Raw genomic sequence first — 13,421 nt, 5'->3', positions numbered from 1 at the left:
GTGACGCTGAGCGCCCCGTTGGCGGCGCGGCGCGCGCGGCCGGGGCCGCCACCGCTGACTCCGCTCCTCGATCCGCTGATCGAGCGGGTGATCCGCGACACCCCCGAATGCCTGCACGCGCTCGTGGCTCGGCACGGCTCGCCCCTCAACATCGTCTGGCCGCACACCGTCGCGGGCAACGTCGCGCGGATGCGCTGCGCGCTCTCCGCAGAGCGCGTCGATCACGCCATCTTCTACGGCGCCAAAGCCAACAAGTCTCAGGCCCTGATCAGGGCTGCCGTCGCCGCCGGCGTCGGGGTCGATGTCTCCAGCGCCGCCGAATTCGAGGATGCGGTGCGGGCAGGCGCTGCGCGCATCTGTGCGACCGGACCGGCCAAGACCATGCTGTTCCTCCGGCAACTCGCCGAGGCGGGTGCCCTCGTGGCCGTGGATTCCCTGGAGGAGCTGGACGACCTCGTCGCCCTCCTCGGGCCGACCGGCCGGGCGCGTGTGCTGCTGCGCTATCGTCCGCGCTCGGCCGGTCGCACCCGGTTCGGCATGGCCGCCGATGCCGTGCTGGAGGGGCTTCGCCGCGTCGCCCGGGCCGGCGCCCGCGTCGCCTTCGAGGGGTTTCACCTCCACCTCTCGGGCTACGACTACGCGAGCCGCGCCGTCGCTATCGCGGAGGTCGCCGCTCTGGTGGAGGCCGCGGCGGGCCTGGGCTTGCCGGCGCGGCTGATCGACATCGGCGGCGGACTGCCGGTGCGCTACGTCGCGCCGGAGGCCTATGCCCATTACCTCGCGGAGCAGGGGCCCGAGCATTACGGCACCGGCCGGGTTCCGGGTGATTTCTATCCCTACGGGAGTGCCCTGACCGCCGCGGATTGGATCGCCGGCCTGCTGCAGGCGCCCTGTCGCGGAACCACGGTCGCCGGCTATCTCCGGTCGGCGGGCCTCCAGCTCGCCCTCGAGCACGGCCGCAGCCTGGTCGATCAGGCCGCGATCAGCCTGTTCCGCGTGATCCGGACGAAGCCCATCGGGGACGGCACCGCAATCGTCTTCGCCGAGGGCAGCAGCTTCAGCGCCTGCGAGACCTGGTTCGCGTCCGAGTTCCTGGTCGATCCGATCCTGCTCCCCGCCGCGGCCCGGAGGCCGGACGCGGCGCCCCTGCGGGCCTCCATCGCCGGCCACAGCTGCCTCGACGGCGACGTCGTCTCGCACCGGCTGCTCGCGTTCGACAGCGCGCCGCAGGCCGAGGATCTGCTGATCTACGCGAATACGGCCGGCTACCAGATGGACCTGCTGGAGAACGAGTTCCACCGGCATCCCATGCCCGCGCGGCTGGTCGCCGGCCCATCCCCCGACGGTGCGTTCATCTTCGTCCGGGACAAGTGAGGTCGCCCCATGATCGCCGACAAGGTTTCCGATCTGATCGGCAACACGCCGCTCCTGCAGATCCCCGTCTCGCCGGGGCCGACGCGGCTCTTCCTCAAGATGGAGAAGATGAATCCGGGCGGCAGCACCAAGGACCGGATGGCCTACAGCATGGTGCTGGCCGCCATAAAGGCCGGGCGTCTGCGGCCGGGCGGGGTCGTGGTTGAATCCTCGTCCGGAAATACAGGCATCGGCCTCGCCATCGCGGCCGTCGAGTTCGGCCTGCGCTTCATTGCGGTGGTCGATCACCACGCCGCGCCGGACAAGATCGCCGTAATGCGGGCGCTGGGCGCGGAAATTCGCACGGTCACGGGCACGTACCGCGAGGACGAGGTCGCGGTGGTCGAGCGGCAGCGCCTCGCGGCGCAGATCGCCGCGGAGATCCCCGGCGCCATCTTCATGAATCAGTCGGACAACACCGCCAATGCCGGCGGCTACAGCGCCTTCGTTCGCGAGGCGGTCGCGCAGGTCGGGGACCGGATCGACGCCTATGTCGGCTGCGTCGGGACGGGCGGCTCGGTGACGGGGATCGGCCGCGGCCTCAAGGCGCACGACGCCCGGACCCTGATCGCCGCCGTCGAGCCCGAGGGCTCGATCGTGTTCGGCGGCCCCGGTCACCCGTATTACCAATCCGGCACCGGTACGCCCGAGGGCGACACGGTCGGCCTCGTGCTCGATTACGGCTGCATCGATCTCGGCCTGCGGGTCTCCGACGCGCAGGCCTTCGAGACGGCGCGCTACTTCGCCCGGCGCTACGGGCTGCTGGTCGGCGGCTCCACCGGCGGCGCCCTCTACAAGGCGCTGGAACTCGTCGCCGAGGGGCGGATCGCCGGCAACGTCCTCGTCTCGGTCGCCGACGGCGGCGAGAAGTACCTTCAGACCATCTTCAACGACGCCTGGATGGAATCGAAGGGGCTGCACGACCCGACGGTCTGGGACCGCCTCGACGCCTGGCTCGGCCGTCGGGCGGGGGCGGCCTCCCGGCCCGAAGTGCCGCTGCTGGCGGTGGCCTGACGCGATGACGCCCCTCAACGTCACGATCTGCGGCGGCGGCCGAACCGGCCACCTCAACGCGGTGCTGTTCAGCCGCCGACCCGGCGTGCGGGTCTCCTGGCTCACGTCGAATCCGGCGGTCGTCGGCGGCGCCGCGGGCGGGATCGTCGCCCGCCTGCCGGACGGATCGGCCCTGCCCGGAGAGCCCGCGCAGGTGGGTACGGATCCCGCCAGCGCGGTGCGCCACGCGGACGTGGTGGTGATCACGGTGCCGGCCGACGCGCGGCCCGCCGTGCTGCGGGCGGTCGGCCCGCACCTGCGCCGTGACAGACCGGTCTATGTCGGCGCGATCCCGGGCTTCTGCGGGTTCGACTGGCTGGCCGCCGACATCCTGGCCAACCGGCCGAACGCGGTGATCTGGGGCCTGAAGGACGTGCCGCACACCGCCTTCGACCTCGTGCCCGGCCGCAGCGTGCGGATGGGCGGCGCCAAGCAGCGGCTCCACGCCGCGACCCATCGCCGGGAGAGCCGGGAGGCCCGTGCCGAACTCGCCGCGCATCTGGGCCGGCTGTTCGAGGCGCCCGTGGAGATGCTGCAGGACTACCTCGAGATCACCCTGACCCCCGGCAACCCGATCATGCACAGCGCGGTGGTCTACGGCCTCGTCGGTCCCTACGGCCAGTGGCGCGACCGGACGCTGCCCGAAGACTTCTGCTGGTGGACGGACTGCCCCGAGCTCGGGGCCTATTTCCTGGAGCGCTGCGACGCCGAGAACCAGGCTTTGCGCCGCGCCGCCGCGGGGCATTTCGGGATCGACCTCGGTTCGGTCAAGCCGCTCGGAACCGAGATCATCGAGGCCTACGGCGACCAGATCGCCGACACCGCCACGATGCTCACGATCCTGCGCACGAACCGGGCCTATGCCGGCATCCGGGCGCCGCTGGTCCATGACCCGGCCGCGGGCGGCTTCGTGCTCGACCGGACGAGCCGCGCCTTCCGGGAGGACGTGGTCTACGGGCTCGGCCTTCTCGTGCGGATGGCCGCGGGCCTGTCCGTGCCCGCCCCCCATCTCGACGAGATCCACCGCTGGGCGCTCGGCTACATGGGCGGCGTCGTGGGCGAGCCGCTCTCCTATCTGCCTCGGGCTTGGCCGGGAGTCGCGCAATGACCGGCCCGTCGTCCGCCGTCGCCGGCCCCGCACGTCCGGAAGAGGCCACCGTGCTCGCCCATGCGCGCCGCAACGCTCTGCGCCGGCTGGTGCGCTGCCTGTTCGCCGAGAACATCCTCGACGTGACGCGCCTCGCGCTGTCGCCCGACGGACGCGAGGCACGGTTCCCGCTCGCGGATGGAAACGCCCATCTCCACTTCGCGCATCTGGTCGTGGCACCGGCCCGCACGATCGTCCTGCACGGTCCGATCACGCGGGTGCGGGCCAGCGGCGCGCGCGAACCGGTGGCGGATCCGGACATGTTCCTGGATCTGGTCCAGGATCAGTTCGACGTCACGCCGAGCCCAGAGGGCCTCGCCGGGCTGAAGGCCGACATGGCCAACAGCATCGCCAACGACGTCGCGGCGCGCCGACACCGGCAGAGCTGGAACCGGGACCTCGCGCGCCGCATCCGCGCGGCCGGCGCGGCGGATCTTCCGACCTACCTGCGGCGGCACAGCGACGTGCGCGCGACCGCGATCCTGCTCGACCAATGGGGCGCCCTCGAAGGGCATCCCTTCTACCCCACCTGGAAGACGCGCCCCGGCCTGAGCGAGGCCGAGGTCGCCGCCCTGTCGCCGGAATTCGCGGCCCGCGTCCCCGTCCGGGTCGCAGCCCTCAGGGCCGACATGGCCCATGCCGAGACGATGCCGCACGTGACGAGCGTCCACGCCTGGTTCGCGTCGGCCTTTCCCGAGACCTGGGAGCCGTGGCGGGCCGGTCTCGTCGCCCGTGGCCTCGACGCCGCGGATTGGCTGCCCCTGCCCATCCACGCCTGGCATCTCGAAGCCTTCGTGCGCGCGCACTTCGCCGACGCGACGGCCGAGGGGATCCTGATCCTCGACGGGCCGGAGATCGAGACGGCGCCGAGCATGTCGTTCCGCACGATGATGCCCGAAGGACCGCCGGACGCGCCGTTCATCAAGCTCCCGATCGCCCTCTGGATGACGAGCGAGCAGCGCAGCCTCCAGGCGAAGTCGATCCACATGGGGCCGCGCAACAGCGCCGTCATCGCGACCATCCTGGACCGCGAGCAGGGCTTTGGCGGCCGGCTGGCGATCTATCCCGAGGAGGTCGCCTATCATTACCGCCACGCGGTCGATCGCGACGACGCGCCGGGGAAGAACCTCTCGGTGGTGTTCCGCGCGACGGCCTCCGCCTTCGCGGCCTGCGCGGGCAACCTGCACGTGCCGGTCGCGGCCCTCTTCACCGCACTCCCGGATACGGGACGGCCGTTCGTGACCGCCCTGATCGGGAACGGCGATCCGGAGGCGTTCTTCCGGGCTTATGCCCGCACGGTCGTGCAGCCGGTGTTGGCGATCTACCTCCTCTACGGAATCGGCCTGGAGGCGCACCAGCAGAATACCAGCGTCGTCTTCGACTCCGACGGTCAGCCGCTGCGGATCCTGGTGCGCGATTTCGGGGACGGGCGCACCTTCGCGCCGCTCCTCGAGGAGCGCGGGCTGACGCTCGAGCCCTATCGGTACCCCGGCATCCTGCCGACGGTCTTCCGCGACGATATCGAGCCCGTCCGCGCCCTCGTCCTCAATGCGTGCTTCGTCTGTCACCTGCACGAACTCGCCCTGGCGCTGACCGCCGCGTACGCGCTGCCGGCCACCCGGCTCTGGGAGATCCTGGGCGCGGAGACGCAGGCGGCCTTCGCGGCGGTGGCGGATCGGGTCGAGCCGGCGCTCTGGTCGGCGGAGCGCGACGCCTTCCTGCGCGCGCCGTGGACCGCCCGCTCGCTGCTGCGCATGCATCTCCTGCGCTACAGCGATTATCGGCTCCAGCACGCCCTGCCGAACCCCCTCGATCCGGCGACCTGCGGCCGCTGACATGTCAGGCTCGACCGGCATCGTCCGCCTGCTGTTCGCGATCCAGCTCGTCACCATGGGCGCCATGGAGATGAGCGGGCCGTTCTGGCCGCTGCGCCTCCGGGAGCTCAGCACGTCGGAGACCGTGTTCGGCGTCGCGTCCACCGGCACCTACGTCGCCCCGATGCTGGGAATCGCCCTGACCGGCAGCCTCTGGGGACGGATGGGCGACCGCTACGGCCACAAGCTGATGATGGTCCGCGCCCTGGCGGGCTTGGCGCTGACCCAGCTCGGCCTCGCCCTCGCGGGCGAGGCCTGGGTGATCGTCCTGCTCCGCTTCGTGCAGGGGGCCTGCGCCGGCTTCTCGGCCCCGGCCCAGGCCTACGGGGTCGGCCTCGTGGCCGCCGAGCGCCGCGGCCGCCTGTTCGCCTTCCTGCAGGTCTCCACCAATGTCGGCTCCCTGGGCGGCGCCGTGCTCGGCGGCGTGATCCTCGACCATGCGAGCTTCTTCTGGATCAACGCCGCCGCCTCGGTGCTATGCGCGGCCTGCGGCCTCGCCGTGCTCGCCCTCCTGCCGACCGGAACAGCGGCTCCGCGAACCGCGCGCGCCGAAGCGGCGCCCGCCGCAGCCTGGCGCAAGCCGGTGATCGCCAGTCTCCTGCTCGCGCATGGCGGCCTGATCGCCAGCCGGCTCATGCCGCAGATGCCGTTCGCCCTCTACGTGCGCACGACTTTCGGGGTCGAGAACTGGGTCGTCGGCCTCTGCTACGGCCTCATGGCGGGCGGCTTCATCGCGTCCGCGGCGCTCTGGGCGCGGATCTTCGAGGGCCTCCCCGGCCCCGGGCGCTCGCCGGCATCGCGGCCGTTGCCCTGGCCTGTGCCGCGACCGTGCTGGCCGCCGGAACCACGGCCCACGTGGCGGTCTTCGCGGCGAGCTACGGCCTCTGGGGCGTATTCCTCGGCGCCACGACGCCGGTCCTCACGGGCCTCATCTCGCGCGAGGCGGCGGCGCATCGTCAGGGCCACATCCTGGGCGTCGTGCAGAGCACTACGCAGGCCGCCTCCATGGCCGGCGTCGCCCTCGGAGGCCTCGTCACCGAGACGGCGGGAGCCTCCGCCGTCTTCCCCATCGTCTCGGTTATGTACCTCGTCTCCTGCGGCCTCCTGCTGCGGGTGCGTCGATCCTGAAGCCGTCGCGTGCTGTCGCCGATGTGGAGCCTGCCATGAGCGATCTCGACTGCGTTCATCTGCCGATCGCGGTGCTTCGCCCGACGGAAGAGATCCTCCCGTCCCGCGTGCGGGAGGTTGTGGCGATGGTCCTGGAGGAGGACGCCTGGACCCAACCGATCTGCATCGAAGGAACCGCCCATGCGCTCCTTGATGGCCACCATCGCCTCGCAGCCGCCATCGCGCTGGGGCTCGCCAGGGTCCCTGTCTACGTCTTCGACTATGCGGACGTCGAATTGCTGTCGTGGCGCGCGCATATCGCGCCGACCCGTCAGGAGGTCCTGGCCCGCGCCCGCAGCGGCCAGCTCTATCCCTACAAGACCACGCGCCACGTCTTTCCGCCGCGCCCGGCCTGCACCGTGTCTCTCGGCGACCTCAGAATGCCGATCGCACCACGGCGAGCCTTCATCGCTTGATCGCGGCACGGCTGTCTTTGGCCGGCGAGAGCTTTCGACGGTGATCGGCTGGGAAATCCCAGGTCCTGACGCGTGTTGCGTTCCCGATCGAGCCGAACGCGCCAAGGCTCACGGTGCATCCGGAAGCAACGGCCTGGTGGCGGCCGCTCGACCGCCGCCACCGTTGGTCGCCGACACGTCGGCTGGTGCATGCCGTCCGGCACGGACCGCCGACGCGTCGCCGCAGTGAGCCTGCTTAGACATTCTCACGCCTGCGGGGTCGGGGCGCGGTGATCAGGCAGGCCTGGACGCGTGCCGACGAACGTCCCGCTCGCGCACAGCAGATCAGTCGCGCACGACCACCTTGGTGCCGACGCGCGCCCGGTCGTAGAGGTCGACCACGTCCTTGTTGGTCATGCGGATGCAGCCGGACGAGACCGCTGCGCCCATCGTCTCGGGCTCGTTCGAGCCGTGGATCCGGTAGAGCGACGAGCCGAGATAGAGGGCGCGGGCGCCGAGCGGGTTGTCCTGGCCGCCGGCCATGTAGCGCGGCAGGTCGGGGCGGCGGGCCAGCATCTGCTGCGGCGGGCGCCAATCCGGCCATTCCTTCTTCATCGTGACGGTCTTAGTGCCGGACCACGAGAAGCCCTGCCGGCCGACGCCGACGCCGTAGCGGATCGCCGCGCCGCCGCCGAGCACGTAGTAGAGCCGCCGCTGGCGCGTCGAGACCACGATGGTGCCGGGCTTCTCCTTGCCGGTCCAGGCCACCGTCTCGCGTGGGATCGCCTGGCTGCGGAAGACGTTGAGGAAGTCGGCGATCGGGCCCCGATCCAGCGGGTTCGCCGCCGCTGGGGCGCTCCCGAGCAGAAGTCCCGCGAGCCCGAGCATCGCGATCCGTCTCGACATGGTCTCCATCCTCCATCGGTCGTGGCGCGGGCCGTTGCGGCGGCCCCACGCGCGTCGGGCGACCCGGCCCGGACTTCGCGGCAAGGTTGAGGCCGAGCGGCCGGGGAGGGCGCTTCCAGGCGTGGCTGTGTGGTGTCGGCAACACTCCGCGGGTGGCGCGACGCCGTGGGTGATTGCGCCGGGCGACAGCCGTGCTTATCTCGGCTTCGTGATCCGATCCGTCGCCCTTCTGGCCCGTCTCGTCGTGGCCTTGCCGGACCGCCTCGCCCGGGGCCTCGCCGTGCTGGCGCTGCTCGTCCTCGCGACGGCCGCGGTGGTCACCGCGCCTGTGCCGGCCGCGGCCGCGCCGACAATGGGGCCGTCCTGCGCCCTCGCGAGCCCGCGCTGGCGATGCTGTCGGGCGCGCCGGACGCGCAGCCCGAGGCCGAGCGGTCGGCCTTCGGCCGCACCGATCTCTGTGCCGCCGACTGCGAGATCCTCACCGAACTCGGGCTGCCGCGCCCGCCGGTCGAGGCGCCGCGGCCCGGTCATACCGTCTTCGCATCGTTCGATCATCGGTCCGACGCCGTGCCGGCCTCCGCGCCGGACGGCGCGCTGCACCGGCCGCCACGGCTGGCCTGACGCGCGCCCCGGCCCGCGAGGCCGGCGCGAGCGCGCGCCTGTGCTGATCTCCGTCCGACCGGTCGCGTGACCGGTTCCGGGATCTGCCTCGACGATGCGCGGGCTCCTGCTCCGCGCCAGCCTCAGCAGACGCATGCTTTCAGGAGCGTCGGTAATCGTGACCCGCACTCTGTCCGCCAGAATTCCGTCCGCGTTCCGCGCCTCGACCCGCGCGACCGCCCTCCTGCCCGCGGCCCTTCTCATGGTCGGCCTCGCGGCCTGCAACCCGAAGCAGGCCGCCGCGCCGCCGCCGCCGCCCGTGCCGGAGGTCGGCTTCGTCAAAGTGGAGCCGCAGGCGATCCCCTACCTGCGCGATCTGCCGGGCCGCGTCGCACCGATGCGCATCGCCGAGGTCCGCTCGCGGGTCTCCGGGCTGGTGGTAAAGCGCCTGTTCGAGCAGGGCAGCCAGGTCAAGGAAGGCGACATCCTCTACAAGATCGACGCGGCGCCGTACGAGGTCGAGCTTGCTAGCGCCGAGGCCGCGCTCGCCCGCCAAGAGGCGGCCCTCGTGCTCGCCCGCCAGCAGGCCGACCGGCTCGAGCAGCTGCTCTCCCGCGCCACGGCGAGCCAGGCCCAGTACGACGCCGCCTACGCGGCCAAGAAGCAGGCGGAGGCCGAGGTCGCAGGCGCCAAGGCGACCCGCGACCGCGCGCAGCTCAATCTAGGCTGGACCGACGTGCGCGCTCCGATCACCGGCCGCATCGGCCGGGCGCTGCTCACCGAGGGCACCCTGATCGAGCCGGGCTCGACGGGGGCGCTGGCCACGATCCAGCAGCTCGACCCGATCTACGTCGACATCACCCAGTCGGTCGGCGAGCTGAACCGCCTGCGCCGGGACCTCGCCAGCGGCGAGCTGGCGCGGCTGGAGGACAACACCGCCAACGTCCACCTGATCATGGACGACAATTCGCTCTACCCGCTGGCCGGCCGGCTGCTGTTCTCGGACGTCACCGCCGACCCGAGCACCGGCCAGGTGACCCTGCGGGTGCAGTTCCCCAACCCGCACGACGAGCTGTTCCCCGGCATGTACGTGCGGGCGCGGATCAAGCAGGGCATCGATTCCGACGCGATCGCGGTGCCGCAGCAGGCGATCCAGCGCACCGACGACGGCCGCGCCGAAGTCTGGGTGGTGCGCGCCGACGAGACCGTCATGCGCCAGCCCGTCGAGGTCGGGCCCGTGGTCGGGCAGAACTGGCTGATCCGTTCGGGGCTGAAGGCCGGCGAGCGGGTCGTGGTCGACGGCTTCCAGAAGATCACCGTCGGCGCCAAGGTGAAGCCCCTCGACCAGACGCCGGTCCACGGCGAGACCGGCCCGAAGCACGATGCCGACGAGGCGCCCGACGCGCCCGGCGACCCGGGTTCCGGCGACAAGGCGGAGGCCGCGCGGCGCGCCGCCGCCGTCCAGCCGCGCCACTGAGCCGGGGAGAGCCCGACCATGGCCCGCTTCTTCATCGACCGCCCGGTCTTCGCCTGGGTGGTGGCGCTGTTCATCTGCCTCGGCGGCGCGCTCGCCATCCCGAACCTGCCGGTGGCGCAGTATCCGGTGATCGCCCCGCCCTCCATCGCCCTGTCGACGGCCTATCCCGGCGCGTCGGTGGAGAGCCTCTACATCGGCACGACCCGGCTCATCGAGGATGAGCTGAACGGCGCCGCCAACATCATGAACTTCGAGTCGACCACCGACTCGTTCGGTTCGGTCAACATCACCGCCACCTTCCAGCCCGGCACCGACCCGTCGCTGGCCTCGGTCGAGGTGCAGAACCGGCTGAAGCGCGTGGAAGCGCGCCTGCCGGCCGAGGTGCGCCAGCAGGGCATCCTGGTGGAGGAGGCCTCGGCCGCGACCCTCAACATCATCACCCTCGTCTCCAAGGACGGGTCGATGGACGAGGTGGGCCTCGGCGACTTCCTGATCCGCAACGTCATCAACGAGATCCGCCGCATCCCCGGCGTCGGGCGCGCGACCCTCTACTCCACCGAGCGGTCGCTGCGCGTTTGGGTCGATCCCGACAAGCTGCGCGGCCTGTCGCTCAGCGCCTCGGACGTGACCGACGCGATCCGCAACCAGAACATCCAGGTCGCCTCCGGCTCGGTCGGCGCGCAGCCGAGCCCGACCCGGCAGTCGCTGACCGTGCCGATCATCGTGAAGGGCCAGCTCGGCACGATCGAGGAGTTCGGCGCCATCGTGCTCCGGGCCAATCCCGACGGTTCGAACGTGCGCCTGCGCGACGTCGCCCGGATCGAGCTCGGCGGCGACGCCTACCAGTTCTCGACGCGCCTCAACGGCGGCCCGGCCGCCGGCATCTCGGTGACGCTCGCCCCCGACGGCAACGCGCTCGAGACCGCCAAGGCGATCCGCGCCAAGATGGTTGAACTGTCGCAGTTCTTCCCGCCGGACCTGAAGTGGGACATCCCCTACGACATCACGCCGGCGGTGGAGGCCTCGATCGAGAAGGTGCTGCACACGCTGGTCGAGGCGGTGGTGCTGGTCTTCCTCGTCATGTTTCTGTTCCTGCAGAACATCCGCTACACCCTGATCCCCACCATCGTGGTGCCGATCGCCCTCATGGGCACCGTCACGGTGATGTGGATCTCGGGCTTCTCGGTGAACGTGCTCACCATGTTCGGCATGGTGCTGGCCATCGGCATCCTGGTCGACGACGCCATCGTGGTGGTGGAGAACGTCGAGCGGATCATGAACGAGGAGGGGCTACCCCCAAAGGAGGCCACCAAGAAGGCCATGGGGCAGATCACCGGGGCGATCATCGGCATCACCCTGGTGCTGATGGCGGTGTTCATCCCGATGGCGTTCTTCCCCGGCTCGGTGGGCATCATCTACCGGCAGTTCTCGATCGCCATGGTGACCTCCATCGCGTTCTCGGCGCTGCTCGCCCTGTCGCTGACGCCGGCGCTCTGCGCGACCTTCCTGAAGCCGATCGAGAAGGGCCGCGGCCACGCCAAGGGCGGCGTGTTCGGGATGTTCAACCGGTTCGCCGACCGGGAGACCGCCCGCTACGGCCGCGGCACCGCGGCGTTCATCCGGAAGTCCGGCCGGGTGATGCTGGTCTACGTGGCGCTCGTGGCGGGGACCGCTTACGCCTTCGTCAACCTGCCGGAGGGCTTCTTGCCGGTGGAGGACCAGGGCTTCTTCACGGTCGACGTCCAGACGCCGCCGGGCGCCTCCTACAACCGCACCCAGGAGGCGGTCCGTAAGGTCGAGGAGCACCTGCTGGCGCAGCCCGGCGTCGCCACCGTGACGATGCTGAACGGCTTCTCGTTCTCCGGCCAGGCCCCGAGCACCAGCCAGGCCTTCGTCACCCTGAAGCCGTGGTCCGAGCGCGACGCCAAGAACTCGGCCGCCGCCCTCGTCGCTGGGACCAACGCGGCACTCGCCAGCTACCGCGACGCCACCGTGGACGCCCAGGAGCCGCCGCCGGTCGACAACCTCGGCAACGCGGCGGGCTTCTCGTTCCGCCTGCAGGACCGGGCCAACCGCGGCTACGCGGCGCTCCTGGGGGCCCAGGAGCAGCTCCTGAAGCTCGCGCAGCAGAGCCCGATCCTCCAGAAGGTGAAGATCGAGGGCCTGCCGCCGACCCCGCAGGCGGAGCTGGTGATCGACCGCGAGAAGGCGGCCGCCCTCGGCGTGAAGTTCGAGGACATCAACGCCACGATCCAGCTCAACCTCGGCTCGGTCTACCCGAACGACTTCCCCAACCGGGGCAAGATGCAGCGCGTCTACGTCCAGGCCGAGCAGCTCCAGCGCATGAACGCGTCGGACATCCTCAACTACGCGGTGAAGAACGCCACCAACACGATGGTGCCGATGTCGTCCTTCGCGGAGCTGAAATGGAGCATGGGGCCGAGCCAGATCGTCGGCTTCAACGGCTACCAGTCGGTGCGCTTCACCGGCGAGCCCAACCCCGGCTACACGTCGGGCGACGCCATCGCCGAGATGGAGCGGCTGATGCTCCAGCTGCCCAAGGGCTTCGGCTACGCCTGGACGGGTCAGTCCTATCAGGAGAAGCAGGCGGGCAGCCAGGCGAGCCTGCTGCTGGCCCTGTCGGTGCTGATCGTGTTCCTGTGCCTCGCCGCGCTCTACGAGAGCTGGGCGATCCCGGTCTCGGTGATGCTGGTGATCCCGCTCGGCGTCATCGGCGCGGTGGCGGCCGTGTACCTGCGCGGCATGCCCAACGACGTCTACTTCAAGATCGGGCTGATCACGATCATCGGCCTCTCGGCCAAGAACGCGATCCTGATCGTGGAGTTCGCCCGCGACCTCTGGAAGCCCGGCACCTCGGTGGTGCGGGCCGCAATCGAGGCGGCGACGCTCCGGTTCCGGCCGATCGTGATGACCTCGCTCGCCTTCATCTTCGGCGTGGTGCCGCTGGCCATCGCGACCGGCGCCGCCTCGAAGAGCCAGCAGGCGATCGGCACCGGCGTGATGGGCGGCATGATCACCGCCACCGTTTTGGCGGTGTTCTTCGTGCCGGTGTTCTTCGTCGTCGTCATGCGCCTGTTCCGGCGCAAGGCGGTGGCGGAGGGCGAGGCGGCGGAGGCGCGGACGCGGCACGAGCCGGCGCGGGTGGCGGCGGAGTGAGGCGGCGAGCGCCGCTACGCGGTGAGCCCAGACTGAACCCTGAAAAGTAAAGCACTTCCCCTCCCCCTTGTGGGGAGGGGCCAGGGGTGGGGGGGTGCCGGATCGAGCGTGATGGTGCCTTCTGAACCACCCCCACCTCCAACTCCTCCCCACAAGCTTGAGCGATCCCGGGCAAGCCCGGGATCGCCAGGGAGGAGAGCGCGTCCCAGCGA

10 protein-coding genes and 1 pseudogene are annotated in these 13,421 nt (G+C 71.0%); 10 read left to right on the top strand and 1 reads right to left on the bottom strand.

Translation table 11 applies throughout. The features are described 5' to 3' along the window. The 7 genes and pseudogenes from M6G65_RS23920 (at position 1) to M6G65_RS23890 (ending at position 7,070) form a co-directional block, all read left to right on the top strand. On the top strand, positions 1-1,374 hold the full coding sequence (locus M6G65_RS23920) for a type III PLP-dependent enzyme domain-containing protein (protein WP_250102966.1): 1,374 nt from the start codon (positions 1-3) through the stop codon (positions 1,372-1,374). Positions 1,375-1,383: 9 nt separating this feature from the next. Beyond that, a complete protein-coding gene (locus tag M6G65_RS23915; protein ID WP_250102965.1) occupies positions 1,384-2,427 on the top strand; it encodes a PLP-dependent cysteine synthase family protein in 1,044 nt (347 codons plus the stop codon). 4 nt (positions 2,428-2,431) lie between these two features. Further along, positions 2,432-3,574, top strand: coding sequence for an NAD/NADP-dependent octopine/nopaline dehydrogenase family protein (locus M6G65_RS23910; RefSeq protein WP_238196895.1), 1,143 nt, complete (start codon positions 2,432-2,434; stop codon positions 3,572-3,574). Next, a complete protein-coding gene (locus M6G65_RS23905; protein ID WP_238196896.1) occupies positions 3,571-5,448 on the top strand; it encodes an IucA/IucC family protein in 1,878 nt (625 codons plus the stop codon). The genes M6G65_RS23910 and M6G65_RS23905 overlap by 4 nt, the downstream gene beginning before the upstream one ends. 1 nt (position 5,449) lies before the next feature. Continuing rightward, positions 5,450-6,190 (top strand): annotated as a pseudogene (locus tag M6G65_RS34085) (MFS transporter); the annotation flags it as partial. 125 nt (positions 6,191-6,315) lie between these two features. Further along, positions 6,316-6,615, top strand: a complete 300-nt coding sequence (locus M6G65_RS23895; RefSeq protein ID WP_250102963.1) for an MFS transporter — start codon at positions 6,316-6,318, stop codon at positions 6,613-6,615. A gap of 35 nt (positions 6,616-6,650) precedes the next feature. Continuing rightward, positions 6,651-7,070: a ParB N-terminal domain-containing protein gene (locus M6G65_RS23890; protein WP_238196898.1), complete on the top strand. Its 420-nt coding sequence runs from the start codon at positions 6,651-6,653 to the stop codon at positions 7,068-7,070. Between the two features lie 324 nt (positions 7,071-7,394). Here the strand turns inward: M6G65_RS23890 and M6G65_RS23885 are convergent, their stop codons facing one another. Then, positions 7,395-7,955: a L,D-transpeptidase gene (locus M6G65_RS23885; RefSeq protein ID WP_192710737.1), complete on the bottom strand. Its 561-nt coding sequence runs from the start codon at positions 7,953-7,955 to the stop codon at positions 7,395-7,397. A gap of 390 nt (positions 7,956-8,345) precedes the next feature. Here M6G65_RS23885 and M6G65_RS23880 point away from each other — a divergent pair, with 390 nt between their 5' ends. The 3 genes from M6G65_RS23880 to M6G65_RS23870 all read left to right on the top strand — a co-directional run bounded on the left by M6G65_RS23880 (position 8,346) and on the right by M6G65_RS23870 (position 13,209). Continuing rightward, positions 8,346-8,576, top strand: coding sequence for a hypothetical protein (locus M6G65_RS23880; protein ID WP_250102962.1), 231 nt, complete (start codon positions 8,346-8,348; stop codon positions 8,574-8,576). A 241-nt stretch (positions 8,577-8,817) separates the two neighbouring features. Beyond that, positions 8,818-10,032: an efflux RND transporter periplasmic adaptor subunit gene (locus M6G65_RS23875; RefSeq protein WP_238196991.1), complete on the top strand. Its 1,215-nt coding sequence runs from the start codon at positions 8,818-8,820 to the stop codon at positions 10,030-10,032. Between the two features lie 18 nt (positions 10,033-10,050). Next, positions 10,051-13,209, top strand: a complete 3,159-nt coding sequence (locus tag M6G65_RS23870; protein ID WP_250102961.1) for a multidrug efflux RND transporter permease subunit — start codon at positions 10,051-10,053, stop codon at positions 13,207-13,209. Positions 13,210-13,421 lie beyond the last annotated feature (212 nt).

The sequence above is a fragment of the Methylobacterium tardum genome (genome assembly GCF_023546765.1).
In the GTDB taxonomy this organism is placed as follows: domain Bacteria; phylum Pseudomonadota; class Alphaproteobacteria; order Rhizobiales; family Beijerinckiaceae; genus Methylobacterium; species Methylobacterium tardum.
The sequence above is the reverse complement of the archived record's forward strand: the minus strand, read 5'-3'. Positions and strand labels throughout refer to the sequence as shown.

Coding starts and splice junctions, on each gene's coding strand:
- M6G65_RS23885 (WP_192710737.1), bottom strand. CDS start 7,955: ATGTCGAGACGGATCGCGATGCTCGGGCTCGCGGGACTTCTGCTCGGG.
- M6G65_RS23890 (WP_238196898.1), top strand. CDS start 6,651: ATGAGCGATCTCGACTGCGTTCATCTGCCGATCGCGGTGCTTCGCCCG.
- M6G65_RS23915 (WP_250102965.1), top strand. CDS start 1,384: ATGATCGCCGACAAGGTTTCCGATCTGATCGGCAACACGCCGCTCCTG.
- M6G65_RS23910 (WP_238196895.1), top strand. CDS start 2,432: ATGACGCCCCTCAACGTCACGATCTGCGGCGGCGGCCGAACCGGCCAC.
- M6G65_RS23880 (WP_250102962.1), top strand. CDS start 8,346: ATGCTGTCGGGCGCGCCGGACGCGCAGCCCGAGGCCGAGCGGTCGGCC.
- M6G65_RS23870 (WP_250102961.1), top strand. CDS start 10,051: ATGGCCCGCTTCTTCATCGACCGCCCGGTCTTCGCCTGGGTGGTGGCG.
- M6G65_RS23905 (WP_238196896.1), top strand. CDS start 3,571: ATGACCGGCCCGTCGTCCGCCGTCGCCGGCCCCGCACGTCCGGAAGAG.
- M6G65_RS23875 (WP_238196991.1), top strand. CDS start 8,818: ATGGTCGGCCTCGCGGCCTGCAACCCGAAGCAGGCCGCCGCGCCGCCG.